This is a genomic window from Bradyrhizobium sp. SZCCT0153, assembly GCF_018129995.1.
Classification (GTDB): domain Bacteria; phylum Pseudomonadota; class Alphaproteobacteria; order Rhizobiales; family Xanthobacteraceae; genus Bradyrhizobium; species Bradyrhizobium japonicum_G.
Genome location: NZ_JAFCKS010000001.1, coordinates 550,217 through 574,135, shown reverse-complemented (window position 1 = coordinate 574,135; position 23,919 = coordinate 550,217). Strand labels below are relative to the sequence as shown.

Annotated in this window: 22 protein-coding genes and 2 pseudogenes; 13 read left to right on the top strand and 11 right to left on the bottom strand. The window is 64.9% G+C overall.

What is annotated here, in order from left to right; genetic code table 11:
* Nucleotides 1-36: 36 nt before the first annotated feature.
* The gene (locus JQ572_RS02855) at nucleotides 37-432 is read right to left on the bottom strand and encodes a response regulator (protein ID WP_007596883.1); all 396 of its coding nucleotides are present in this window, start codon (nucleotides 430-432) and stop codon (nucleotides 37-39) included.
* Nucleotides 433-661: 229 nt separating this feature from the next.
* Between JQ572_RS02855 and JQ572_RS02850 the strand changes: the two genes are divergently transcribed.
* From JQ572_RS02850 to JQ572_RS02800, 11 genes are all read left to right on the top strand, one after another.
* The gene (locus JQ572_RS02850) at nucleotides 662-1,633 is read left to right on the top strand and encodes a bifunctional riboflavin kinase/FAD synthetase (protein ID WP_211381453.1); all 972 of its coding nucleotides are present in this window, start codon (nucleotides 662-664) and stop codon (nucleotides 1,631-1,633) included.
* A 202-nt stretch (nucleotides 1,634-1,835) separates the two neighbouring features.
* Nucleotides 1,836-4,835, top strand: a complete 3,000-nt coding sequence (gene ileS / locus JQ572_RS02845) for an isoleucine--tRNA ligase (RefSeq protein ID WP_211381452.1) — start codon at nucleotides 1,836-1,838, stop codon at nucleotides 4,833-4,835.
* Nucleotides 4,836-4,842: 7 nt separating this feature from the next.
* Complete coding sequence (lspA, locus tag JQ572_RS02840; RefSeq protein WP_211381451.1) at nucleotides 4,843-5,337, top strand: signal peptidase II; 495 nt, start codon at nucleotides 4,843-4,845, stop codon at nucleotides 5,335-5,337.
* A 96-nt stretch (nucleotides 5,338-5,433) separates the two neighbouring features.
* Nucleotides 5,434-6,159, top strand: a complete 726-nt coding sequence (locus JQ572_RS02835; RefSeq protein ID WP_211381450.1) for a hypothetical protein — start codon at nucleotides 5,434-5,436, stop codon at nucleotides 6,157-6,159.
* Between the two features lie 177 nt (nucleotides 6,160-6,336).
* Nucleotides 6,337-7,731 (top strand): M16 family metallopeptidase, encoded by a 1,395-nt coding sequence (locus JQ572_RS02830; protein WP_372703122.1) that lies wholly within the window; start codon nucleotides 6,337-6,339, stop codon nucleotides 7,729-7,731.
* Nucleotides 7,728-9,119 (top strand): M16 family metallopeptidase, encoded by a 1,392-nt coding sequence (locus JQ572_RS02825; RefSeq protein ID WP_372703123.1) that lies wholly within the window; start codon nucleotides 7,728-7,730, stop codon nucleotides 9,117-9,119. The genes JQ572_RS02830 and JQ572_RS02825 overlap by 4 nt, the downstream gene beginning before the upstream one ends.
* A 114-nt stretch (nucleotides 9,120-9,233) precedes the next feature.
* Nucleotides 9,234-9,656 (top strand): alternative ribosome rescue aminoacyl-tRNA hydrolase ArfB, encoded by a 423-nt coding sequence (gene arfB / locus JQ572_RS02820; RefSeq protein ID WP_211381448.1) that lies wholly within the window; start codon nucleotides 9,234-9,236, stop codon nucleotides 9,654-9,656.
* Between the two features lie 262 nt (nucleotides 9,657-9,918).
* Entirely contained in the window at nucleotides 9,919-10,305 is a 387-nt protein-coding gene (locus JQ572_RS02815; protein WP_211382394.1) for a c-type cytochrome, read from the top strand.
* Nucleotides 10,306-10,701, top strand: a complete 396-nt coding sequence (locus JQ572_RS02810) for a VOC family protein (protein WP_211381447.1) — start codon at nucleotides 10,306-10,308, stop codon at nucleotides 10,699-10,701. It abuts the gene before it with no gap.
* 43 nt (nucleotides 10,702-10,744) lie between these two features.
* Nucleotides 10,745-11,293, top strand: coding sequence for a gluconate 2-dehydrogenase subunit 3 family protein (locus JQ572_RS02805; protein ID WP_211381446.1), 549 nt, complete (start codon nucleotides 10,745-10,747; stop codon nucleotides 11,291-11,293).
* A gap of 30 nt (nucleotides 11,294-11,323) precedes the next feature.
* The gene (locus JQ572_RS02800) at nucleotides 11,324-12,892 is read left to right on the top strand and encodes a GMC family oxidoreductase (protein WP_211381445.1); all 1,569 of its coding nucleotides are present in this window, start codon (nucleotides 11,324-11,326) and stop codon (nucleotides 12,890-12,892) included.
* Nucleotides 12,893-13,115: 223 nt separating this feature from the next.
* Here JQ572_RS02800 and JQ572_RS02795 read toward each other — a convergent pair whose 3' ends face one another.
* Entirely contained in the window at nucleotides 13,116-13,433 is a 318-nt protein-coding gene (locus JQ572_RS02795) for a ribbon-helix-helix domain-containing protein (protein WP_211381444.1), read from the bottom strand.
* A 230-nt stretch (nucleotides 13,434-13,663) separates the two neighbouring features.
* Here JQ572_RS02795 and mutL point away from each other — a divergent pair, with 230 nt between their 5' ends.
* Nucleotides 13,664-15,475: a DNA mismatch repair endonuclease MutL gene (mutL, locus tag JQ572_RS02790; RefSeq protein ID WP_211381443.1), complete on the top strand. Its 1,812-nt coding sequence runs from the start codon at nucleotides 13,664-13,666 to the stop codon at nucleotides 15,473-15,475.
* 1 nt (nucleotide 15,476) lies between these two features.
* Here the strand turns inward: mutL and rsmD are convergent, their stop codons facing one another.
* A complete protein-coding gene (gene rsmD, locus JQ572_RS02785) occupies nucleotides 15,477-16,034 on the bottom strand; it encodes a 16S rRNA (guanine(966)-N(2))-methyltransferase RsmD (RefSeq protein ID WP_211381442.1) in 558 nt (185 codons plus the stop codon).
* Between the two features lie 2 nt (nucleotides 16,035-16,036).
* A complete protein-coding gene (locus JQ572_RS02780) occupies nucleotides 16,037-18,196 on the bottom strand; it encodes a pseudouridine synthase (protein WP_211381441.1) in 2,160 nt (719 codons plus the stop codon).
* 119 nt (nucleotides 18,197-18,315) lie between these two features.
* On the opposite strand from JQ572_RS02780, the gene JQ572_RS02775 reads away from it, so the two are divergent.
* Nucleotides 18,316-18,774: a nucleoside deaminase gene (locus JQ572_RS02775; RefSeq protein WP_211382393.1), complete on the top strand. Its 459-nt coding sequence runs from the start codon at nucleotides 18,316-18,318 to the stop codon at nucleotides 18,772-18,774.
* On the opposite strand, the gene JQ572_RS02770 is transcribed toward JQ572_RS02775, so the two are convergent.
* The 7 genes and pseudogenes from JQ572_RS02770 to JQ572_RS02740 form a co-directional block, all read right to left on the bottom strand.
* Nucleotides 18,771-19,676 carry an alpha/beta fold hydrolase gene (locus tag JQ572_RS02770; protein ID WP_211381440.1) on the bottom strand — a complete coding sequence of 302 codons (906 nt, stop codon included), beginning with the start codon at nucleotides 19,674-19,676 and terminating at the stop codon, nucleotides 18,771-18,773. The two genes, JQ572_RS02775 and JQ572_RS02770, sit on opposite strands and share 4 nt — an antisense overlap.
* Nucleotides 19,677-19,865: 189 nt before the next feature.
* On the bottom strand, nucleotides 19,866-21,149 hold the full coding sequence (gene purD, locus JQ572_RS02765; RefSeq protein ID WP_211381439.1) for a phosphoribosylamine--glycine ligase: 1,284 nt from the start codon (nucleotides 21,147-21,149) through the stop codon (nucleotides 19,866-19,868).
* A 121-nt stretch (nucleotides 21,150-21,270) separates the two neighbouring features.
* Entirely contained in the window at nucleotides 21,271-21,609 is a 339-nt protein-coding gene (locus tag JQ572_RS02760) for a hypothetical protein (RefSeq protein ID WP_211381438.1), read from the bottom strand.
* A 9-nt stretch (nucleotides 21,610-21,618) separates the two neighbouring features.
* Nucleotides 21,619-22,371, bottom strand: coding sequence for a DUF5131 family protein (locus tag JQ572_RS02755; RefSeq protein ID WP_211381437.1), 753 nt, complete (start codon nucleotides 22,369-22,371; stop codon nucleotides 21,619-21,621).
* Nucleotides 22,371-23,204, bottom strand: a complete 834-nt coding sequence (tcmP, locus tag JQ572_RS02750) for a three-Cys-motif partner protein TcmP (RefSeq protein ID WP_211381436.1) — start codon at nucleotides 23,202-23,204, stop codon at nucleotides 22,371-22,373. The genes JQ572_RS02755 and tcmP overlap by 1 nt, the downstream gene beginning before the upstream one ends.
* Before the next feature lie 119 nt (nucleotides 23,205-23,323).
* Nucleotides 23,324-23,622: pseudogene (locus tag JQ572_RS02745) on the bottom strand (winged helix-turn-helix domain-containing protein).
* Nucleotides 23,622-23,824: pseudogene (locus JQ572_RS02740) on the bottom strand (hypothetical protein); the annotation flags it as partial. The pseudogenes JQ572_RS02740 and JQ572_RS02745, both read right to left, overlap by 1 nt.
* Between the last annotated feature and the right edge of the window lie 95 nt (nucleotides 23,825-23,919).

Below are 23,919 nucleotides of genomic sequence, written 5' to 3'. Positions count from 1 at the left end.
GGCCTTCCGAATTCACCTGATGGCTTCGATCGCGCCTTACGCGCTCGCCATGTCCGGGAAGACCGCCTCGATCTTGGTCTTCAGCGTCGCCGCGTTGAACGGCTTGACGATGTAGTTGTTCACGCCGGCCTTCTTGGCCGCGATCACGTTCTCGGTCTTCGATTCGGCCGTGATCATGATGAAGGGCGTGGTGGCGAGGTTCGGATCCGCGCGCACTTCGCGCAGCAGGTCGTATCCCGTCATCGGCTCCATGTTCCAGTCGGAAATCACGAGACCGTACTTCTTGCCGCGCATCTTGTTCAGCGCAGCCGAACCGTCGCTGGCATCATCGATATTCTCGAAGCCAAGCTGCTTCAGGAGATTCCTGATGATCCGGATCATGGTGCTGTAGTCGTCCACCACCAGAACCGACATCGACAAATCAACCGCCATCTCGACTCCCCCAACGCAAACCAAGGAATATTACAATCGGACCTGCCAAGCCGGAGCCCGGCGGTTCCACTCGCCAAGGACTAACACCAAGGCGTTAAACAGCCCGTTAATTGGGGGCGCCCCCGCTTGACTGAAATCGCATTCGAGGCGGCCGCCCCCTCCCGCTTGACTTCATCCGGCCGGTCAAGCCACGGTCCCGGCCGGTCCCGCCGGCTCGAGAATTCCCCTGATGGCCCCGCATTTTACCATTATCCGCGACACCACGCCGGACTCCGCGATTGCAAGGGGCGCCGTGGTCGCCATGGGCAATTTCGACGGCGTTCATCTCGGCCACCGCGCCGTGATCGCTGCAGCCCTGGAGATGGGCCGGACACATGGCCGCCCCGCGCTGGCATTGACCTTCGAGCCGCACCCGCGGCGATTCTTCAGCCCTAACACCCCGCAATTCCGCCTGACGGAAGAAGGGGCCAAGCTGCGGCTTCTGGCCGGCACCGGGCTTGCCGGCGCCGTGGTCATGACCTTCGACAAGGCCAGGGCCGGGACCAGCGCACAAGATTTCATTCACCATGAGCTGATCGGACGCCTCGGCGTCAGCGGCATCGCGGTCGGTTACGACTTCCATTTCGGCAAGGGTCGCGTCGGCTCGCCGAGCCTCCTGGTCAACGAGGCGCCCCGGCTCGGCATCGAAGTCGACGTGCAGCCGCACGTCGACTTCGACGAGCGGCCGGTCTCCTCCAGTGCGATCCGGATCGCGCTCGCCGAGGGCCAACTCGACGAAGCCACCAACATGCTGGGCGGCCCCTGGTTCATCACCGGCGAGGTCATCCACGGCGAGAAGCGCGGCCGCGATCTCGGCTATCCCACGGCCAACATCCGGCTGGATGCCAATTGCGGCCTCAAGCACGGCATCTATGCGGTGCGGGTCGGCCGCGGCACCGAACGCCTCGACGGCGTTGCCAGCTTCGGCCGCCGCCCGACTTTCGACAATGGCGCCCCGCTGCTGGAAATCTTCCTGTTCGACTTCAAGGGCGACCTTTACGGGCAGGCGCTCGACTGCGCCTTTGTCGGCTTCATCCGCGAGGAGCTGAAATTCGACAGCCTGGATGCCCTGATCCGCCAGATGGACGACGATTCCACCCGCGCCCGCACCATGCTCGCGGCCGCCCCGGACGCGTTTCCGAGGCTTGGCGTGATCGATTGAGGGCTCGAAGCGGGCCTGTCGGCCTTTGCGCTTCCCCCGCCCGGCTGCTATGGAGAGCCCATGTTTGCGCGGCGCATCATAGGGATTAGCGGCCCGGCTTCCGCCTGAGCTTTCGGCTCGGCGCAAGACCGGGATTTTGTCGTTTCACCCCGCGATTCCGCATCGCCATCCGTTCCCGCGCCCTTCCGAGCCAGTCAGCCTCATGTCCGAAAAGCCGCAAAAGTCCGACGCCAAAGACTATTCCAAGACCCTTTATCTGCCGCAGACCGAATTCCCGATGCGGGCCGGCCTGCCGCAGCGCGAGCCGGAGTTGCTGAAATACTGGAACGACATCGGCCTCTACGACAAGCTGCGCCAGGAAGCGCGGGGCCGCGCAAAATTCGTGCTGCATGACGGCCCGCCCTATGCCAACGGCAACATCCATATCGGGCACGCCCTCAACAAGATCCTCAAGGACGTCGTGACCAAGAGCCAGCAGATGCTCGGCTTCGACTCCAATTACGTGCCCGGCTGGGACTGCCACGGCCTTCCGATCGAATGGAAGATCGAGGAGGAGAACTACCGCTCCAAGGGCAAGCAGAAGCCCGACTTCCGCGACTCCACCGCAATGGTGGCGTTCCGCAAGGAATGCCGCGCCTATGCGACCAACTGGATCAACGTGCAGCGCGAGGAGTTCAAGCGGCTCGGCATCATCGGCGACTGGGATCACCCCTATCAGACGATGAGCTATCCGGCCGAAGCACAGATCGCGCGCGAGCTGATGAAATTCGCCGCCAACGGCACGCTGTATCGCGGCTCCAAGCCGGTGATGTGGAGCGTGGTCGAGAAGACCGCGCTCGCGGAAGCCGAGGTCGAGTACGAGGACTACACCTCCGACATGGTCTGGGTAAAATTCCCGGTCACCTCGCCCGCGCATGGCGCGCTTGCCTCCGCCAGCGTCGTGATCTGGACCACCACACCGTGGACGCTGCCCGGAAACCGCGCGATCTCGTTCTCGCCCAAGATCGCCTACGGCCTCTACAAGGTGACGGACGCGGCCGCCGACAATTGGGCCAAGACCGGCGACCTCCTGATCCTGGCCGATGCGCTCGCCGCCGAGGTGTTCAAGCAGGCGCGCGTCACGGCCTATGAGAAGGTGCGCGACATTCCCGGCGACACGCTGGACGCCGTGGAATGCGCCCATCCCTTGCGCGGCCTCGATGGCGGTTACGAGTTCATCGTGCCGCTGCTCGCCGGCGAGCATGTCACCGACGACACCGGCACCGGCTTCGTGCACACGGCGCCGAGCCACGGCCGCGAAGACTTCGACGTCTGGACGGCCAACACCCGCGAGCTCGATGCGCGCGGCATCTCGACCGCCATCCCCTACACCGTCGACGAGAACGGCACCTACACCGCGCAGGCCCCGGGCTTCACCGGCAAGCGCGTGCTCAACGACAAGGGCGAGAAGGGCGATGCCAACGAGGCCGTGATCAAGGCGCTGATCGAGGCCGGCAAGCTGCTCGCGCGCGGCCGCCTCAAGCATCAATATCCGCATTCGTGGCGCTCGAAAAAGCCGGTGATCTTCCGCAACACGCCGCAATGGTTCATCGCGATGGACAAGGACATCAGCGAGGATGGCCACGCGAAGAAGGGCGACACCCTGCGCGCCCGCGCGCTACGCGCGATCTCGGTCACGCAATGGGTGCCGCCGGCGGGCGAGAACCGCATCAACGGCATGATCGCCAACCGGCCGGACTGGGTGATCTCGCGCCAGCGCGCCTGGGGCGTGCCGATCGCCGTGTTCGTTCGCGAGAAGAGCGACGGCTCGGCCGAGATCCTGCAAGACGAGATCGTCAACCAGCGCATCACCGAGGCCTTCATGGAGGAAGGCGCGGACGCCTGGTACATGGACGGCGCCCGCGAGCGCTTTCTCGGGTCCCGCGCAGCCGAGGACTGGAAGAAGGTCGACGACATCTGCGACGTCTGGTTCGATTCCGGCTCCACGCACGCCTTCGTGCTGGAGGATCGGCAGAACTTCCCGCAGCTCGGCAACATCGTCCGCAAGATCGACGGCGGCGACGACACCGTGATGTATCTGGAAGGCAGCGACCAGCATCGCGGCTGGTTTCATTCCTCGCTGCTGGAAAGCGCGGGCACGCGCGGCCGCGCGCCCTACGACATCGTGCTCACCCACGGCTTCACGCTCGACGAGAACGGCCGCAAGATGTCGAAGTCGCTCGGCAACACCGTCGAGCCGCAGAAGGTGATCAAGGATTCGGGAGCGGACATCCTGCGCCTGTGGGTCTGCGCCACCGACTATGCCGACGACCAGCGCATCGGCCCCGAGATCCTGAAGAACACCATCGAGACCTATCGCAAGCTGCGCAACTCGATCCGCTGGATGCTTGGAACGTTGCATCATTTCAAGGCGAGCGAGAAGGTCGCCCATGCCGAGATGCCCGAGCTCGAGCGGCTGATGCTGCACGAATTGGCCGGCCATGCCGAAACCGTTCACAAGGCCTATGCCGCCTTCGACTACAAGACCGTCGTCGCAAGCCTCTCGGCCTTCATGAACTCGGAGCTGTCGGCGTTCTACTTCGATATCCGCAAGGACACGCTGTATTGCGATCCGCCGTCCTCGCCGGCGCGCAAGGCGGCGCTCACCGCGATCGAGCTCCTGTGCGATACCCTCCTGAAATGGCTCGCGCCGATCCTGAGCTTCACGACCGAGGAAGCGTGGCGGATGTTCCGGCCGAACGCCGAGCCCTCGGTGCATCTGACGCTGTTCCCGGAGAACCTCGAAAGCTTGCGCGACGACAAGCTCGCCGCAAAGTGGGAAGCGATCCGCAACGTCCGCCGCGTCGTCACCGGCGCACTCGAGCTCGAGCGCGCCGCCAAGAACATCGGCTCCTCGCTCGAGGCCTCGCCGGTGATCTATGTCGCCGACCGCGACATGCTGGCGGCGCTGTTCGACACCGATCTCGCCGAAGTCTGCATCACTTCGAATTACGAGGTGCGTGAGGGCGAGGCGCCGGCCGATGCATTCCGTCTCGATGCCGTGCCCGGCGTCGCGGTCGTGGTGGAAAAGGCGGTCGGCACCAAATGCGCCCGCTCCTGGAAGATTTCGCCGATGGTCGGCGAAGACCCCGAATACCCCGACGTCACCCCGCGCGACGCCAAGGCGCTGCGCGAATGGAAGGCGTTGGGGGTGAGGGTCTGATCCCGGCATGACCCCGCTCCGCGCCGGCATCCTCTCGGCCGTGGTCACGCTCGTGGCTGACCAGGCCTCAAAACTTTGGCTGCTGAACGTTTTCGACCTCGCCCGTCGCGGCGCGGTGAAGGTGATGCCGTTCTTCGACCTGGTGCTGGCCTGGAACATCGGCATCAGTTTCGGCTGGCTCCAGAACGACAGCCAGGCAGCTCAGCTCGCGCTCATGGCGGTCAAGGTCCTCGCCGTGGTCGCACTGGCGATCTGGATGGCCCGTTCGCACACCCTGCTCGCAACCGTGGCGCTCGGCCTGATCATCGGCGGTGCCATCGGCAATGGCATCGACCGCCTGGCCTATGGCGCGGTGGTCGATTTCGCCCTGTTCCATGTCGAGATCGGCGGAAATACCTATAATTGGTACGTGTTTAACCTCGCGGACGTGGCGATCGTTGCTGGGGTGGCGGCGCTATTGTATGATTCCTTCCTGGGGGTACCCGCCGCAAAAGCGCCCTGATCCCGGCCGATACGGGCTGGCAGGTGGAACCTTGCTTTTTGCGAGGATTGGCGGCGTGTGAGCGGCAATCTGCCACGATATGGAACAGGTACAGTGATGCGCAGCTCGAAGACCAGCGGTTCGATGGTTCGAGGTCCCCGGCGGGAAGGCCGGCGGGCATTGAAACTGTCCGCGGTCGCGCTCGGCATCGGTCTCGTCATGGCCGCTGGCGCCGCCCGCGCCGGTGACGACGACGACGATGACGACATGACCTTCGAAGAGAAGCTCATCGACAATCTGATGTCCGGCCTCGGCGGCAGGAGCATGGAGAAGCCCGGCATCGAGTACCGCGAGCGCTCGCCGCTGGTCGTGCCGCCCAAGCTCGACCTGCCGCCGCCGGCTGCGACCGAGGCCAACGTTGCGCCGAACTGGCCGAAGGATCCCGACGAGAGGCGCCGCAAGGAAGCCATCGCCGCGCGGAAGAAAGCACCCAAGGCGACGGAGAGCTGGCAGGCAGGCCGACCGCTCTCGCCAAGCGAGATGAACGCCGCCAGGACGGCCGGGCCGTCCCGCCAAAGCAACGAACCGCTCCAGCCCGGCAACAGCACCAATAACCCGACGCTCAGCCCCGCCCAGCTCGGATACACTGGCGGCCTGTGGAAGCTCTTCAAAGGGAGCGACCCCGAGTCCAAGCAGTTCACGTCGGAGCCGCCGCGCCAATCGCTGGTGGAACCGCCGGCGGGATATCAGACGCCGTCGCCCAACTATGCCTACGGCTCCGGGCCGGATAATTCGAAGCGAACTTACTTCGACGTCCAATCTGGCAAGGAGAAGGAGAAATAGCTCCCGCCGTGCCGCGACATTTCGGCATGAGCGGAGCTGCCGCCGGCTCTCTCATGCGGTCCCTGATTGCTCTCGAATTGATGGCGTTCTCTGCTTCGTGACGCGAAGCCTCAGCCGCGCAGTGTACCATAGTGTGGCTCCGGGCCGGACATCCGCGCTCGGTCTTTCAAAAGGATCATGATGTCCTCTCACCGATCGGCGGTCTGCTTCCTTGCCGCGCTGCTTTCGACGAGCGTCCTCTCAGCCGGCGCCGCCCTCGCCCAGACCACGGTGACATCGGCTCCGCCCGCCAGCTTCACGCTCGGCAACGGCCTGCAGGTGGTGGTGATTCCGGATCACCGCACGCCCGTGGTCACGGAGATGATCTGGTACAAGGTCGGCTCGGCAGACGAGACGCCGGGCAAGTCCGGGCTCGCCCACTTCCTCGAGCACCTGATGTTCAAGGGCACCTCGAAGCATCCCGTCGGCGAGTTTTCGCAGACCGTGCTCCGCGTCGGCGGCAACGAGAACGCCTCGACCTCGGTCGACTACACCAACTATTACCAGCGCGTGCCGCGCGAGCAGTTGCCGACCATGATGGAGTTCGAGGCCGATCGCATGACCGGCCTGATCCTCAAGGACGAGAACGTGCTGCCCGAGCGCGACGTCGTGCTTGAAGAATACAACATGCGCGTCGCCAACAATCCGGACGCGCGGCTCAACGAGCAGATCATGGCCGCGCTCTATCTCAATCATCCCTACGGCCGGCCAGTGATCGGCTGGCACCAGGAGATCGAGAAGCTCGATCGCGAGGATGCGCTCGCCTTCTACCGCCGCTTCTACGCGCCGAACAATGCGATCCTGGTGATCGCTGGCGACGTCGAGGCCGCCGACGTCCGCCCGCTGGTCGAGCGCAATTTCGGCGGGATCCCGGCCCAGCCCGCGATCCCGGCGCGGCGTGTTCGGCCACAGGAGCCGGAGCCGGCCGCACCGCGCACCGTCACATTGTCCGACCCGCGCGTCGAGCAGCCAGGCTTGCGCCGCTACTACCTGGTGCCCTCCGCGACGACGGCCGCGGCCGGCGAGAGCGCGGCCCTCGACGTGCTGGCGCAGCTGATGGGCAGCGGCAGCAATTCCTATCTCTACCGCGCGCTCGTGGTCGACAAGCCGCTGGCGGTCTCCGCCAGCGCCAGCTATTCGAGTACATCGCTCGATCCGACCCAGTTCGCGATCTCCGCCTCGCCGAAATCCGGTGTCAGCTTTGCCGAGGTCGAGCAGGTGATCGACGGCGTCATCGCCGACATCGCGCAGAAACCGATCCGCGCCGAGGATCTGGAGCGCGTGAAGACCCAGCTCATCGCGGAGGCGATCTACGCCCAGGACAACCAGGCGGTGCTGGCGCGCTGGTATGGCGGCGCGCTGTCCACGGGACTGTCGATCGAGGACATCAGGAGCTGGCCCGACCGCATCCGCGCCGTCACCGCCGAGCAGGTTCGCACCGTCGCGCAGAAATGGCTCGAGAAGAAGCGCTCGGTGACGGGCTATTTGATCAAGGACACCGCGACCACCAAGCGCGAGGAGAAGCGTTCGTGACCTATTTCTTCCTTCGCGCAAGACACTTCCTATGCACGAGACACTTCGCGCTGTCCTTCGTTACCGGCGCAGTCCTTGCGCTCGCGACCGTCGCGCCGTCGCAGGCGGCTGCAAAGATCCAGCACCTGACCTCGCCGGGCGGCATCGAAGCCTGGTTCGTGCAGGACGCGACCGTGCCGCTGATCGCCATGGAATATTCCTTTGCCGGCGGCTCGGCCCAGGATCCCAAGGACAAGTCGGGCGTCGCCAATCTGGTCGGCGACCTCCTCGACGAAGGCTCCGGCGATCTGGATTCCAAAACCTTTCATGAGCGGCTCGACCGCCGCGCCATTGAGCTGTCCTTCAGCGCCACCCGCGACACGTTCCGCGGCAGTCTGCGCATGCTGCGCGACAACAAGGACGAAGCCTTCGACCTGCTCAGGAGTGCGCTGACCTCGCCGCATTTCGACATTGCCGATGTCGAACGCATCCGCTCTCAAGTCATCTCGAGCCTGCGCCGCGAGACCACCAACCCGACCTCGCTGGCGAGCCGCAAGTTCCTGGAAATCGCCTTCGGCGATCATCCCTACGGCCGGCAGACCAACGGCAACCTCGACAGCGTTCCGACCATCACGGTCGCCGACATGAAGGATTATGTCGGCCGCGTGCTTGCCAAGGACACGCTGAAGATCGCGGTCGTCGGCGACGTCGATCCGGCCACGCTCGGCAAGCTGCTCGACCACACGTTTGGGAGCCTGCCCGCCAAGGCTCGTCTCGCGCCGGTCCCCGACATCGAGGCGGCCAAGCCGCCGCAACGCGCCTTCGTGCCGCTCGACGTGCCGCAGACCGTCATCACCTTCGGCGGCCCTGGCGTGAAGCGCAGCGATCCGACCTTCATGGCGGCCTATGTGGTCAACCACATCCTCGGCGGCGGGGGACTGTCCTCCCGGCTCTATCGCGAGGTCCGCGAGAAGCGCGGCCTGGCCTATTCGGTGTTCGAATCCCTGCTCTGGATGGAGCATTCGGCGCTCTTCATCGGCAATACCGGCACGCGCGCCGACCGCGCCGGCGACACCATCGACGCCATCGAGAAGGAAGTGCGCCGAATTGCCGAGGAGGGACCGACGCAGAAGGAGCTTGACGAGGCCAAGTCCTATCTCAAGGGCTCGCAGATGTTGGCGCTCGATAGCTCCTCCAAGCTCGCGCAGGCGCTGCTGCAGTACCAGCAGGACAAACTGCCGATCGACTATATCGAGAAGCGCAACGGCATCGTCGACGCGGTGACCCTTGATGACGCCAAGGCGGCCGCGAGGCGCCTCTGGGGCCAGGGCCTCCTGACCGTCGTCGTCGGCCGCGCCCCGCAGGCCGCCGCGCAACCGGCCGCGGCGCCGGCCACGAAGTCGAACTGACGCCCTGAAATGTCCTGAAATGGCCGGGCTCGCCCGGCCATTTGCATTTCCACGGTGCACCATTGCCCAATGTAGACGTCCGGGATATGTCCGGGCATCACGAATGGTGCCACCATGCTGCGGATATCCCGCGATCTCGTTATCGACGAGGACGACATCGAGATCGGCTTCGTCCGCGCTTCCGGCCCGGGCGGGCAGAACGTCAACAAGGTCGCGACCTCGGCTCAATTGCGCTTCGACACGCGCAAGTTGACCCTTCCGGAGGACGCCGCGATCCGGCTCGCCCGCATTGCCGGCCAGCGCATGACCAAGGACGGCGTCATCGTGATCCACGCCCAGCGCTTCCGTACCCAGGAGCGCAATCGCCAGGACGCCATTGACCGGCTCGTCGATATCCTGAGCGAGGCGATGATACGCCCGACGCCGCGGCGTGCGACAAAGCCGACGTTTGGCTCCAAGCAGCGCCGCCTCGAGGGCAAGAAGCGCCGCAGCGACATCAAGGCCGGACGCGGCGGCGGCCGCGGTTTCGACGACTGATCGACCGGACGCTGACCACGAAACTTCATCGTGTAGAGCGATCGAACGGCGCGATTGCGATGCAATCCGCCTCGTGTGGTCATCGCTTAGGGATTTCGAGGCGGTTTCGCGGAATTGTGCTCCGCATATGCGGCAGCGCGGAACGTCATGACCCGCGAGTATCTCCGCTTGCAGCAAAATAGCCCGCTACTACCACCGCATGTTTGGCGGCGCCTAGAGTTTGCGCACGCTGAATTTGACGTGGATGGGCGAGCTCTTGGCGATGCGTGCAGTCGTGCTGGGATTGTGCACCGCGATGGTGCTGATTGTGCGGGTTGCCGACGCGCAAATGCCCTTGCCGGCCGCAAAGCCGCCCGATGGCGCGACACTGTTCAAGCAGCAATGCGCGGTGTGCCACACCACGAACCTGTCAGAACCGGTACGGCAGGGCCCGCCGCTGGTGAAGATCGTCGGCCGGCCCGCCGGAAAGGTCGAAGGTTTTCATTATTCAGATGGCCTCGCCAAAGCTGACTTCGCCTGGGACGAGGCGAAGCTCGACGCCTGGCTGGCCAATCCGCAGGCCGTCATTCCCGGCGTGGTCATGGCCTATCGGCAGGCAAAACCGGAGACGCGCTCAGCCATCATCGCCTACCTCAAGGAGCTGAATTGAATGGCCAAGCCCGTCCATTCCATGATCCGCGTGCTGGATGAGGAACGCTCGCTCGATTTCTACAGACGCGCCTTTGGCCTCGAGGTCGCGGACCATCTGAAATTCGCGGACTTTGCCCTCATCTATCTGCGTCATCCCTCCTCACCTTTCGAAGTCGAGCTGACGGTCAATTTCGATCGCAAGGAAGCGTACGCGCTCGGCGACGGCTACGGCCATCTCGCCGTGGTGGTCGAGGACCTCGAGGCCGAGCATGTCCGTTTCGAGCGCGAGAAGCTCGCACCGGGGCCGCTGCGTGACTTCAAGCACGACGGCAAAACGCTGGCGCGCTTCTTCTTCGTCAGTGATCCCGATGGCTACAAGATCGAAGTGATCCAGCGGGGCGGACGCTTCAACTAACCAAATCAAAAAATCCAAATCACAAAAATCCACGGAGGAACCCATGAGAGAAGTCGATCGTCGAAGCAAGCATAGCCGCCGCGTCTTTCTCAAGGGCGCCGCAACCGCCGTGCCGGTCGCGGCCGTTGCGACCAGCGTCGCCGTCAGCATCGAGGGTGCCTGGGCCGATGAGGCCAGCACGCTCTCTCCCGCGACGATGAAAACGCTGCTGAAGGTCGCGCGCGACATCTATCCGCACGACGTCCTCGGCGACAGCTACTACATCACCGCGATCAAGCCGTGGGATGGCAAGGCGGCCAAGGATTCCGCCGTCAAGTCGCTGATCAGCGACGGCATCACGCGGCTCGATCAGAACGCGCGGGATCGCCACAAGGTGGCTTACGCCGAGGTGCCCTGGGAAGCCGACCGCGTGGTGCTCCTGAAGGAGATCGAGCAGAGCGACTTCTTCCAGAAGGTGCGAGGCGACCTGATCGTGTCGCTCTACAACCAGAAAGAGGTCTGGCCGCGGTTCGGATACGAAGGCTCCTCCGCCGAGCACGGCGGCTACATCAATCGCGGCTTCGCCGACATCGACTGGCTGCCGAAGGCTTAAAGCCCACCCCAACGGTTCAGGAGAACGCAGATGCCAAAATTCGATCTGAACGATTCCAGCGTTGTGGTGATCGTCGGCTCCGGCGCCGGCGGCGGCACGCTGGGCAACGAGCTCGCGCAGAAGGGCGTCAAGGTCGTCATTCTCGAAGCAGGTCCCCGCATCGAGAACCAGGACTTCGTCAACGACGAGTGGGAGAGCTTCTCGCAACTCGCCTGGACCGACGCGCGCACCACGTCGGGAACATGGCGCGTCGCCAAGGACTTCTCGGGCCTCCCCGCCTGGATCGTCAAGGCGGTTGGCGGCTCCACGACCCATTGGGCCGGAGCCTCGCTGCGCTTCGACGAGCACGAGTTCAGGGTCAAGAGCACCTACGGCAATCTCCCCGGCGCCAACCTCCTGGACTGGCCGGTGACGCTTGCGGAGATCGAGCCGTGGTACGCCAAGGCCGAGAACAAGATGGGCGTGACCCGCACCAACGGCATTCCCGGACTTCCCGGCAACAATAACTTCAAGGTGCTCGAAGCCGGCGCCAAGAAGCTCGGCTACAAGACCGTGCACACCGGCAACATGGCGATCAACAGCCAGCCGCGCGACGGTCGCGGCGCCTGCCAGCAGATCGGCTTCTGCTTCCAGGGCTGCAAATCCGGCGCGAAATGGTCGACGCTCTACACCGAGATCCCCAAGGGGGAGGCGACCGGCAATCTCGAGGTTCGCCCCGGCAGCATGGCGGTCAAGATCGAGCATGATGCGAGCGGCAAGGTCACCGGCGTGGTCTATGCCGACGAGAGCGGCGCGATGCAACGCCAGAAGGCGCGCATCGTCGCGGTGGCTGGCAATTCGATCGAAAGCCCGCGGCTGCTGCTCAACAGTGCCTCGACCATGTTCCCCGACGGCCTTGGCAATTCATCGGGCCAGGTCGGCCGCAACTACATGCGGCACATGACCGGCAGCGTCTATGCCGTATTCGAGAAGTCGGTGCACATGTATCGCGGCACCACCATGGCCGGGATCATCCGCGACGAGGCGGCCAACAACCCGAAGCGCGGCTTCGTTGGCGGCTACGAGATGGAGACGCTCTCGATCGGCCTGCCCTTCATGGCGGCGTTCCTCAATCCCGGCGCCTGGGGACGTCCGTTCACCGCAGCGCTTGATGGTTATCCACGGATGGCCGGCATGTGGCTGGTGGGCGAGGACATGCCGCAGGAGACCAACCGCATCACGCTCGACCCGGTCGTAAAGGACAAGTTCGGCCAGCCGGTGGCAAGCGTGCATTTCGACGACCATCCCAACGACCTCGCGATGCGCGCGCACGCCTACAAGCAGGGCGCCGCCGTCTATGACGCCGTCGGCGCCACCGTGACCTATCCGACGCCGCCCTATCCGAGCACCCACAATCTCGGCACCAACCGGATGAGCGAGAAGCCGCGCGACGGCGTGGTCAACAAGTACGGGCAGAGCCACGACGTCAAGAATTTGTTCGTCTCCGACGGCAGCCAGTTCACCAGCGGCGCGGCCTGCAACCCGACGCTGACGATCGTCGCGCTGGCGATCCGGCAGGCGGATTACATCGCCGGCGCGATGCAGAAGAAGGAGATTTGATCTCTCGCAGTCCTCGCATGGAAGAACTTGGCAGGAAGTTCGCCCGTGGCCATCCATCGAGACGCCCGCTCCGGCGGGCCCTCAGGATGAGGTCTGGTTTTGCGGCGAGATATCAGACCCTCATGGTGAGGAGCCCGCCAAAGCGGGCGTCTCGAACCATGCAGGCCGAGCACGTTCGACAGGACGACGTTGGAATTGCGGGTGCCGGCTCTCGCTGTAGCCGCTATTCGGCCGCGTCGAGCATAGGCGCGACTGTTCCCTTGAACTCCTGCACCGGCGCCACGCTCCGAGATCGATAGATCAGGCAGGAGCATCGCAGCAGCGAGGCGAAATTATTGACCTCGCCGTGATGGTCGAGCACCTCGTTGTAGAGCGTCGTGAGGAATTTCCCGACGCTCATGTTCTCCTTGGCCGCGATCTCCTCCAGCGTATCCCAGAACGCCATTTCCAGCCGGATGGAGGTGCAGTGCCCGCCGATCCGCAAGGAACGGGTCTGGGACTCGTAGTCACGTTGGGGCTGGTGCGCGAAGAGATGGCACATGGCGTCCTCCCGTCCTGTTGCCATTTTTTCACGATGCTACACCGCTGCCCGGCGCCCCACAATCAGGACTGAGGGAGGAGGGCGGCCGACGCGATTTGCTCGAACGTCCAATGGCTTCAGCGCAATCGTCCACAACACTCCCCAGCGGACCAGGTTGCCTGTTGCTTGGCACATGCTTTTGACGCAACACGGCATAGAATAGCGCGTCCAGCGAATCCAAGAACCAGACCATGCCCGTCCGCCAGCTTCCAGAGCAAATCGTCAACCGCATCGCCGCCGGCGAGGTGGTCGAGCGTCCGGCGAGTGTGGTCAAGGAACTCGTCGAGAACGCGATCGATGCCGGCGCGAGCCGGATCGACGTCTTCACCGACGGCGGCGGCCGGCGGCGGATCGGCATCACCGATGACGGCGGCGGTATGACCGCAAAAGATCTCGCACTCGCGGTCGAGCGCCATGCGACCTCCAAGCTCGACGACGAGGACCTGCTCCAGATTCGCACGCTCGGATTCCGCGGCGAGGCGCTGCCCTCGATCGGCTCGGTGGCTCGTCTCTCCATCACCACACGGCATGCGAGCGAGCCGCATGCCTGGGCGCTGACCGTCGAGGGCGGCGACAAGTCCGAGATCATGCCGGCTGCGCTGGCGCATGGCACGCGGGTGGAGGTCAGCGACCTCTTCTATGCGACGCCGGCGCGGCTGAAGTTTCTGAAGACCGACCGCACCGAGGCGGAGGCTATCCGCGAGGTGGTGCGGCGGCTGGCGATGGCGCGGCCAGACGTCGCCTTTACGCTTGCCGGCGAAGAGCGAGCGCCGGTGACCTGGGCTGCGGCCCTGCCCGGCGCCGCCGGACGGCTGACGCGGCTCGGCGATATCCTGGGCGCGGAGTTTCGCAGCCACGCCATCGAGGTACACGCCGAGCGCGAGGGCGTGGTGGTCGCCGGCTATGCCGCGGCGCCGGCGCTGACGAAAGCCAACGCACTCGGGCAATACCTCTTCGTCAACGGCCGTCCGGTGCGCGACAAGCTGATCTTAGGGGCGGTACGCGCGGCCTATTCCGACTATCTGCCGCGCGACCGCCATCCGGTGGTGGCGCTGTTCGTCACGCTCGACCCGCGCGAGGTCGACGCCAACGTGCATCCGGCCAAGACCGAGGTGCGCTTCCGCAATGCCGGCCTCGTGCGCGCGCTGATCGTGCACGGATTGAAGGAAGGGCTCGCGCGCGAGGGCCGGCGCACCGCCGCCAATAGCGGCGACAGCGCATTGTCCTCGTTCCGGCCTGCATTCACGCCACGGCCGGCGAGCTGGGACTGGCGGGCCTCGCCATCCGCCCCGGTCGCGCCGACGCCGTCATTCGACCGCTCCGCCGCGCCCGCCTTCGCCGAGCGGTCACAGGCCGCATTCGACGTCGGCGCGCCGAGCGCAGACGTCCGGTTCGAAACGCAGCCCGTCAGCGACCTGGTCGATCGCCCGCTCGGTGCGGCGCGCACCCAGATCCACGAGACCTACATCGTCTCGCAGACCCGCGACGGCCTGATCATCGTCGACCAGCATGCCGCGCATGAGCGCATCGTCTATGAACGGCTGAAGGCGTCGCTCGCCGCCAACGGCGTGCAGCGGCAGATCCTCCTGATCCCCGAGATCGTCGAGATGGACGAGGCCACGGTCGAGCGCCTGCTGGAGCGCAGCGAGGAGCTGGCATCGTTCGGCCTCGCGATCGAATCCTTCGGCCCGGGCGCGGTCGCGGTGCGCGAGACGCCGTCGCTGCTCGGCAAGACCAACGCGGGCGGGCTCTTGCGCGATCTTTCCGAACACATGGCCGAGTGGGACGAAGCCCTTCCTCTTGAACGTCGCCTGATGCACGTCGCTGCGACAATGGCCTGCCACGGCTCGGTGCGCGCCGGCCGCCGGCTGCGGCCGGAGGAGATGAACGCCCTGCTCCGCGAGATGGAGGAGACGCCAAACTCCGGCCAGTGCAATCACGGCCGGCCGACTTATGTCGAGCTGAAGCTGTCGGATGTCGAGAAGCTGTTCGGGCGAAGGTGATTTACGCGCTGCGTTTCAAAAACACGAACTCGGTGTCGTCGTACGCCCGCCGCTCCAGCTCCTCAAAACCTTCCGGCGTCACGAACTGCGCGGACTTCGCCTCTTCCACGACCAGCAGCGCACCGGGCGTGAGCCAGCCGCCGTCCCGCAAGCTTGCCAGCGCCTTCTCCGCAAAGCCTTTGCCATAGGGCGGATCGAGGAACACCAGCGAGAACGGCTCGACCGGATGCGCAGGGCCGAGATCGGTGGCATCACGGCGATAGACCTTGGTGACGCCGCCGAGGCCGAGCGTCTCGACATTGTTGCGCAGCAGCGCGCGCGCTTCCGCGCCGTTGTCGACGAACAGCGTGAACTTTGCACCGCGTGACGACGCCTCGATTCCGAGCGCGCCGGTACCGGCGAAGAGATCGAGTACGCGCGCGTCCGAAATCGGATCGTCATAGGCGTGCACGAGGATGTTGAACACGGACTCGCGCAAGCGGTCCGCCGTGGGGCGGATGTCGCGCGAGGACGGTGAGGCCAAATTGCGCCCCTTCAAGCGACCGCCGACGACGCGCAAGCCTAGTCCTCCCGCGGCGTCAGGTCGCGCTTGCCGTGATAACCGCGCTTGGGACGGCGCGGCGGGCCGTAGCCGCTCGCCTCGGCCTCATTGCGCTCGCGCGCCTCCTCGCTGCCGGTGCGCTGCACCAGCACGCGGCGGCCCTTGCGGTCGGCGATCACGTCGCGCTTGCTGGCGGGCTTCTTCTCGCGCGGCATTTCGCCGTCTTGCGAAGAAGATTTCTGCGGCACGTCGAACTGCGCGCCGGACTTCTCGATCACCTTGTCGCCGAGCTGGTCGCGCAGCACGCGCGACTTGATCTCCTCGACCTCGCCTTCGGGGACTTCGCCGAGCTGGAACGGGCCGTAGGACACGCGGATCAGCCGGTTCACCTCGAGCCCGAGATGGGCGCAGACGTTACGCACCTCGCGGTTCTTGCCTTCACGGATCGCGAACACCAGCCAGACATTGGCGCCCTGGTCACGCTCCAGCGTGGCGTCGATCGGACCGTATTTGACGCCCTCGACCTCGATGCCGTTCTTGAGCTCGTCGAGCTGGGCCTGGGTGACGTCGCCATGGGCGCGGACGCGGTAGCGCCGCAGCCAGCCGGTGTCCGGCAGCTCCAGCGTGCGCGCGAGCCCGCCATCATTGGTGAGCAGCAGCAGGCCCTCGGTGTTGAAGTCGAGCCGGCCGATCGAGATCAGCCGCGGCAGGCCTTCGGGCAGATTGTCGAACACGGTCGGACGGCCCTCGGGGTCGTCATGTGTCGTCATCAGGCCGCGCGGCTTGTGATACAGGAACAGCCGCGTGCGCTCGCGCTCCGGCAACGGCTTGCCGTCGACGGTGACGACATCGTTCGAGGTGATGTCGAGTGCGGGCGAGTTGATGACGCGGCCGTTGACGCTGACGCGGCCCTGCGTGACCATCTCCTCGGCATCGCGGCGCGAGGCGAGGCCCGCACGCGACAGCACTTTTGCGATGCGTTCGCCGGCTTTCTTCGGCTTCGGCTCTTCTTCCCGACGCGGCCTTCCCTCAAAGTCACGATCGCGGCTGCGATAGGCGCCGCGGCCGCCGAAGGCGGGACGCTTCTCGAAGATCCTGCTCTCATCTTCGTTTTCGCGGCGCGGACGATCGCCAAACCCGCCTTCGCTGCGCGGATGCTCGTGCCAGTCGGAGCGGCCTTCCGAGCGCTCGCGCGGGCGATTGAATTTCGGACGGTCGTCGCCACGCCCACCACGGTCGCCGTCGCCGTCACGGCGGGGCCGATCGAATTTGGGGCGGTCGTCGCGCGGGCGATCGAACTTGGGCCGGTCGAACTTGGGCCGGTCGAATTTGGGCCGATCGCGGAACGGACGGTCGCCGGACGCACGATCGTCGCGCGACCGCGAGAAGTGCGGACGGTCACCGCCACCACCTTGCCGATCGTCGCGCTTCTGCCAGGGCTTGTCTCCACTGCGATCTGGACCGCCGAAATCCTTGCGCGGGCCCTTGCTGAAATCCTTGCGCGGCGGCCGGTCGCCGCGCGGAGCCGCATCGCGCTTCTGCCAGGGTTTTGAATCGGAGCGCTCACCACGCGGACGATCGCCGAAGTCGCGCGGGCGGTCGCTGCGGTCGGGTGCACCCCGCGAGAACTTCCGCTCGCCGTCGAACTTGCGTTCCGGGCGGTCGCCACGCGGTGCGTAGGGCCGCTTGTCGCCGAACTTCTTGTCGCCGAACCGGCCCGCGGGACGGGAATCGTCGCGATCCCGGCTGCGCGGCGGACGGTCGTCACGCCCATAGGACGGCCGATCGCCACGCGGCTTGAACGGCCGCTTATCGCCGCCATCGCGTGAGCTGCGATCGGAAAACGGGCGGTCGCCACGGGGCTTGAAGCTGCGCTCGCCACGGTCCTCGCCGCGCGGCCGGTCGTCGCGCTTGAACTTCGGACGCTCGCTGAAGTCGCGGCGCGGGGCATCGCCCTCCTCGCGGCGGCGGACCGGTTGACCCTCGCGGGGCGCGCGGCTGTCGCGGTCGCCACGCGGCGGGCGCGCGTCGCCCCTGCCCTCGGGGCCGCGCTTGGCGAATTTCTTCTCGGGGCCGCGCGGCTTGCCGGACCGGCCCTTGGGCGGGCCTCCGGCCGGGCGACCTTTGGCCGGGCCTCGCCGGCCGCGGGAATCGTTGTCTTTGTCGCTGTCGCGAGGCATGGATAATCTCACTCAGGGGGTGGCCAGAAAGCATTGTGCGCGCTCGTCTCGAGCCGCATGCTCAGGCAATATCGGTAAGCACTTCTGCTGAAGGCGCAGCTACTAGCAGGTTTCTTCGGATGATACGAGGCTTGAAAGCCCCCTCTTTCATGGATTTGGCGCTCAAAACGGCCGAAAATGCCGGAAAGGCGGGCGAAGTTCCGATCGGGTGCGTGGTGGTCCGCAATTACGAGGTGATTGCCACCGCGGCGAACCGGACTCTGACCGATTACGATCCGACCGCCCATGCCGAAATTGTCGCGCTGCGCGAGGCGGCCCAAAAGATCGGCAGCGAGCGCCTGGTGGACTGCGACCTCTACGTGACGCTGGAGCCCTGCACCATGTGTGCGGGCGCGATCTCCTTTGCAAGGGTCAGGCGGCTCTATTACGGCGCGGCCGACCCCAAGGGCGGCGCGGTCGAGTCCGGCGTGCGGTTCTTTGCATCCTCAACCTGCCACCACGCGCCGGACGTCTATTCCGGGGTCGGCGAGAGCGAGGCGGCGCGGCTGCTCAAGGACTTCTTTCGGGAGCGGCGCTAAGTCGCCGCGAAAAACTCGCGGAGCGCCCTTGCGGTGACATCCGGGTTCTCCTCGGTCAGGAAGTGCCCCGAATCCACCGGCATGCCGTCGACGTTCGTGGCCCATTGCTTCCAGATGTCGAGCGGGGTGGCGGCGGCCTGCGCGATGCCGGCATTGCCCCACAGTGCCAGCATCGGAATGGTGATCTTCTTGCCGGCCTCGAAATCGGCCTTGTCGAGGTCGTAGTCGAAATAGGCGCCGGCGCGATAATCCTCGCACATCGCGTGCACGCGGGCGGGATCGCGGAACGGGGCGATGTAATGTTCGAGCGCGCGCTCGTCGATGGCGTCCAGCGTCTTCGATCCGGTCTGGCTCGCCATCTTGAAGCGCAGGAAGAACTCGCCATTGCTCGAGATCAGCGTCTCCGGCAGCGGCGCGGGCTGGGCGAGGAAGGTCCAGTGATAGATCTTCAGCGCATAGGCGCGGTTCATCCGCTCCCAGTAATTATAGGTCGGCAGGATATCGAGCACGGCAAGGCGCGACAGCCGGCCGGGATGGTCGAGCGCGAGGCGGTAGGAGACGCGGCCGCCGCGGTCGTGGCCGGCCAGCGCGAAGTGCACGTGGCCGAGGCGCTCCATCGCCTCGACCATGGCTTTGGCCATCGCGCGCTTGCTGTAGGGGATATGCAGCGCGTCGCTCTCGGGCATGTCGGACCAGCCATAGCCCGGCAGGTCGGCGATGATCAGCGTGAAGGCGTCGGCAAGCTGCGGCGCCACGCGGTGCCACATCACGTTGGTCTCGGAGAAGCCGTGCAGGAGAAGCAGCGGCGGCCCGCTGCCGCCGACGCGGGCGAAGATGCGGCCGAAGGAGGTGTTGATCCATTCGGAGGCGAAGCCGGGATAGAGGTCGGCAAGATCGGACATCTTTTTGCATCCTTGTCGGGTCAGTCCTGGAGCGGCTCCCAACAATAATGTTGAAAACAACCCCATGCACAGTAGCACGCGTCCTCGGCGAAGGACGCCAAGCCCAACAGCCGACTACGCATTTTTGCAATGACGATGTGGCGGAGCGATGGCGCAGGGTTCCGTGCGCGCGCTCCGGAAAAAAGCCTGTCAGCCCTTGGCCTTCTCGGCCTCCACCGCCTGCCAGCCGATGTCGCGGCGGCAGAAGCCTTCCGGCCAGTTGATGCGGTCGACCGCCTGGTAGGCGCGGCTCTGCGCCTCCGTCACGGTCGATCCCAGCGCGCAGACATTGAGCACGCGGCCGCCATTGGCGAGGATCGCGCCGTCCTTCTCGACCGTGCCGGCGTGGAAGATCTCGGCGGTCGGGACCTTCGCGGCCTCCTCCAGCCCCTCGATGCGCGTGCCCTTCTGGTAGTCGCCCGGATAGCCCTTCGCCGCCATCACCACTGTCAGCGCGGACTCCGGATGCCAGCGCAGGTCGAAATTCTTCAGCTGCCCGTCGCAGGCGGCGAGGAACGCCGGCACGATGTCCGACATCATGCGCAGCATCAGCACCTGGCACTCGGGATCGCCGAAGCGGACGTTGAACTCGAACAGTTTTGGCCCCTGCGTCGTCAGCATGATCCCGGCATAGAGGATGCCGCGGAACGGCGTGCCGCGCTGCTTCATGCCTGATACCGTCGGCAGAATGATCCTGGCCATGATCGCGTCGTGGACCTGTGGCGTCACCAGCGGCGTCGGCGAATAGGCGCCCATGCCGCCGGTGTTCGGCCCGACGTCGTGGTCGAACACGCGCTTGTGGTCCTGGGCGGAGGCCAGCGGAATGGCGGTCTCGCCGTCGCACAGCGCAAAGAAGCTGATCTCGCGGCCGGGCAGAAATTCCTCGATCACCACCTCGGCGCCGGCCTCGCCAAAGGCGCCCTCGAACATCATGGCGATGGCGTCCTCGGCCTCGCGCACGGTCTTGGCGACGACGACGCCCTTGCCGGCGGCAAGCCCGTCGGCCTTCACCACGATCGGCGCGCCCTGGCTCTGCACATAGGCGCGCGCGTCGTCGGCGTTGGTGAAGCGCTGGTAGGCGCCGGTGGGAATGCCGAACTCGGTGCACAGCGCCTTGGTGAACCCCTTGGAGCTTTCGAGCTGCGCCGGAATCTTGTTCGGCCCGAACGCCTTGATGCCGACGGCGGTGAGGTCATCGACGATACCGGCCGCCAGCGGCGTCTCCGGCCCGACCACGACGAGCTCAACCTTGTTGGTCTTGCAGAAGTCGATCACGGCGGCATGGTCGGCGACATCGAGCGCCACGCACTCCGCCTCCTTCGCGATGCCGGCATTGCCGGGCGCGCACCAGAGTTTGGTCACGAGGGGAGAGGCTGCGATCTTCCACGCCAGGGCATGTTCGCGGCCGCCGGAACCAAGCAGGAGAATGTGCATGAGAGGCTCAAAATGAGGGGTTTTGCTGGGGCGGAGGTCGCACGAATCGGGGCGGGTCTCAAGGGGGTGTTGCCTTCCACTCCCCGTCATTCCGGGGCGCCCGCCTAGTATGAAACTTCGTTCACCGCCCGGGAGGCCTCTCGAGTTTCACCTTCTTTTGCGCCGACCATTTGATTTCTTTTGCTATGAATTTCTCAAATTCCGCATCGACCTTCATGCCGTGTTCAGTGACCACATGCCGGAGGTCTTCCCACCACTCCCAGCCATTGAAACGCCAAATGCGATGCAAAAAGGTCTCGCTGCAATGAGGACACGCAAAAAGGCCACGGGAGACCTGAATAGTACTGTCAGCGTTCTTCTCGCGGCGCAGAGGCTCCTCACCTTCCAGTATTCTCAGCCTCGCTGCGAACTGCTCCCGATTAGGCCAATTCTTGGACGCTGTCAGCTTTGGATACTTCATTCGACGCTTTCAGGACAACGCGGCGGCGCGCGGCATCTCATCGAATGTGCGCCCGCGATAGTGTCTGCCGGTGGTCTTCTTGCGAACCCCACCCCACTGCTTGAAGAAAAACGCCGTTCTCGCTTTGCGGCATGCGGCCTCAATCTCCGCAACCCACTTCTCAGCCATCGGGCGCGCACGCGGGCCGCTCTCACCACCGACGATCGCCCACTGGATTCCTTTTAGATCGGCCAGGGCGACCGACCCGAGCAAAGGCTCGAACGACACGAACCTGACCGCAGCATCGACCTTGCGCAGATCATCGATGCGACCGACGTAGTCGGCGTTTTCGACACTTGTTCCGAGCCACACGTTCGGAAGCACCGGCAGCGACGTGGTGATCGCCGCCATCCGATCCGGCCGCTTCGTCAGAATTTGATAGGTGTGCTGCGGCGTCGCCTGCATCGTTTCCCAGACAGCCGCAACGAACTCCGGTGGCACGCCCTCGTGAAACAGGTCCGACATCGAGTTCACGAAAATCCGGCGCGGCTTCTTCCAGCCTGTCGGAATGCCGAGCGCGGCGAGATCAAGCCTGACACTGCCAGTCCAGACGGCGCGCTTGCCGCTCTTGCGCGTGAGACCCCGATACTTCGGCATGCCCATCGCATCCAGCCGCGCCGCCATGCGCATTGCGTAACAGTTCGTGCAGCCCGGCGAGAGCACCGTGCAGCCAGCGACAGGGTTCCACGTCGCGTCGGTCCACTCGATTGAGGTGTCAGCCATCACAAATCCATCGTTGCCTGCCGCATCGGGTCACGGATCGCCTCCCACAGCTTTCGACCAAGGCTGTGTCCGCTGACGAACACCAGCCAGTATAGCCGCTGCCGCTTTGAACCCACGATAAGCTCTACGCCCTTCGCAGGCGTCGTGCCAAGCTTGCAGATTTCGTCGATCCAGTACTTCATCAACGCCGCCCTGAACGACGCTATCGCCTGTTTTTGGTTGACTTGCCGCTTCCACCCCGGCGCAAACGTATCGAACACGCCATCCTGTTTGCTATATTCATCAAGGTTGCGCTGGAGGTCCTGCACGCTAACGTGAATCAGCATATCCACCTTCAGCTTCGAGAGCTTCCTGATGATCTCGAAAGACAGACCTTCGAGGTTGTACGGATCTAAGAACGCAAAGTGCAGTCCACTTGGGTTTAGCGCTGCGACGATTTTGTCAACTGCGACATCGGCGGGGTCGCTATAGCAAACAGGTCCGCCGCCGAGTGCACGAAGGCGTTTTTCAACGGCAGCGGAGTTGCTTGGGTCGAGATCGTTGAGATGCATCTCAGTGAACGGCACTGTCTGCTGCGCTGCCCTGTAGGCGACAAGCGGGCTCCCATCAATGATGCGTTTGGTACCCTTAATTAGCGAACGACCGGGGCCGGAGAACAGCTCGATGTATGCGGCTCCAGCGTGCCACGCAGGCGGCGGGATGTACTTCTTCCGCGTCGCACTCGAAATCTCAATGTACTGCCGCACGCGCGCATGCTTTTCCGTAGCCCACGGACCGACCTCGCTGACTTTGAGCCCGTCGTCAGGATCGAGTTTGACTTCCTTCTTTGCCATGTAGTCAGCTCCCCGCTGGAACTACTAGCACACAGCCGAAGGTAGAGGGTTAACACGATGGCACTTTGTTGCAGGTTGGCCAACGGCTTAGGTCAGAGCTTGATCGGCATCGCGAGCAATCAAACCTGCTTCCCCGCAATAATTTCCTGCAGCGTCGCCACATGCCGCGCGAACGCGCCGCGGCCGGTTGCTGTGGCGGTGACCGTGGTCTGCGGCTTCTTCCCGACGAACGCTTTCTCCACCGAGACGTATCCCGCCTTCGCCAGCGTCTCGATATGCGCGTCGAGATTGCCGTCAGTGGCGCCGGTCAGCTTCTTCAGCCGCGCGAATTCCAGTCCCGCGGTCGCCGGCAGCGCGTCAGGGCCGCCATGATCTTCAGCCGCAACGGCTGGTGGATGATGTCGTCGAGCTCGGCCATCAGGTCCGCCGCATCCAGAGGCCACCGAGGATCAGGCCGCCGCCGTGACGAAGGCCATCCAGAGCGGGAACGCCTCGCCGATGGCGAAGAAGCCGATCGGCGTCAGCGCGGAGATGCCGAGGCCGATCGCTGCAAATGTGTCTCCGAACCAGAAGCCCGCGAGGGCGTAGAACAGCACGAAATAGACCGGCCAGCGCCCCCCGGAATCCATCAAGCAGCGGCATTGGTGGCACGATGGATTCCGGGTTCGTCGCTTCGCGCCGCCCCGGAACGACGGCGGAGAGAGCAGGATTCGCG

Excerpts from the sequence above, each read along its gene's own strand:
- JQ572_RS02830 (WP_372703122.1), top strand. The coding sequence starts at position 6,337 with ATGATGTCCTCTCACCGATCGGCGGTCTGCTTCCTTGCCGCGCTGCTT.
- lspA (WP_211381451.1), top strand. The coding sequence starts at position 4,843 with ATGACCCCGCTCCGCGCCGGCATCCTCTCGGCCGTGGTCACGCTCGTG.
- JQ572_RS02775 (WP_211382393.1), top strand. The coding sequence starts at position 18,316 with ATGATACGAGGCTTGAAAGCCCCCTCTTTCATGGATTTGGCGCTCAAA.
- JQ572_RS02810 (WP_211381447.1), top strand. The coding sequence starts at position 10,306 with ATGGCCAAGCCCGTCCATTCCATGATCCGCGTGCTGGATGAGGAACGC.
- JQ572_RS02850 (WP_211381453.1), top strand. The coding sequence starts at position 662 with ATGGCCCCGCATTTTACCATTATCCGCGACACCACGCCGGACTCCGCG.
- ileS (WP_211381452.1), top strand. The coding sequence starts at position 1,836 with ATGTCCGAAAAGCCGCAAAAGTCCGACGCCAAAGACTATTCCAAGACC.
- JQ572_RS02760 (WP_211381438.1), bottom strand. The coding sequence starts at position 21,609 with ATGAAGTATCCAAAGCTGACAGCGTCCAAGAATTGGCCTAATCGGGAG.
- JQ572_RS02805 (WP_211381446.1), top strand. The coding sequence starts at position 10,745 with ATGAGAGAAGTCGATCGTCGAAGCAAGCATAGCCGCCGCGTCTTTCTC.
- JQ572_RS02780 (WP_211381441.1), bottom strand. The coding sequence starts at position 18,196 with ATGCCTCGCGACAGCGACAAAGACAACGATTCCCGCGGCCGGCGAGGC.
- JQ572_RS02800 (WP_211381445.1), top strand. The coding sequence starts at position 11,324 with ATGCCAAAATTCGATCTGAACGATTCCAGCGTTGTGGTGATCGTCGGC.
- JQ572_RS02755 (WP_211381437.1), bottom strand. The coding sequence starts at position 22,371 with ATGGCTGACACCTCAATCGAGTGGACCGACGCGACGTGGAACCCTGTC.
- arfB (WP_211381448.1), top strand. The coding sequence starts at position 9,234 with ATGCTGCGGATATCCCGCGATCTCGTTATCGACGAGGACGACATCGAG.
- JQ572_RS02770 (WP_211381440.1), bottom strand. The coding sequence starts at position 19,676 with ATGTCCGATCTTGCCGACCTCTATCCCGGCTTCGCCTCCGAATGGATC.
- JQ572_RS02855 (WP_007596883.1), bottom strand. The coding sequence starts at position 432 with ATGGCGGTTGATTTGTCGATGTCGGTTCTGGTGGTGGACGACTACAGC.
- mutL (WP_211381443.1), top strand. The coding sequence starts at position 13,664 with ATGCCCGTCCGCCAGCTTCCAGAGCAAATCGTCAACCGCATCGCCGCC.
- JQ572_RS02795 (WP_211381444.1), bottom strand. The coding sequence starts at position 13,433 with ATGTGCCATCTCTTCGCGCACCAGCCCCAACGTGACTACGAGTCCCAG.
- JQ572_RS02815 (WP_211382394.1), top strand. The coding sequence starts at position 9,919 with ATGCGTGCAGTCGTGCTGGGATTGTGCACCGCGATGGTGCTGATTGTG.
- tcmP (WP_211381436.1), bottom strand. The coding sequence starts at position 23,204 with ATGGCAAAGAAGGAAGTCAAACTCGATCCTGACGACGGGCTCAAAGTC.
- JQ572_RS02835 (WP_211381450.1), top strand. The coding sequence starts at position 5,434 with ATGCGCAGCTCGAAGACCAGCGGTTCGATGGTTCGAGGTCCCCGGCGG.
- purD (WP_211381439.1), bottom strand. The coding sequence starts at position 21,149 with ATGCACATTCTCCTGCTTGGTTCCGGCGGCCGCGAACATGCCCTGGCG.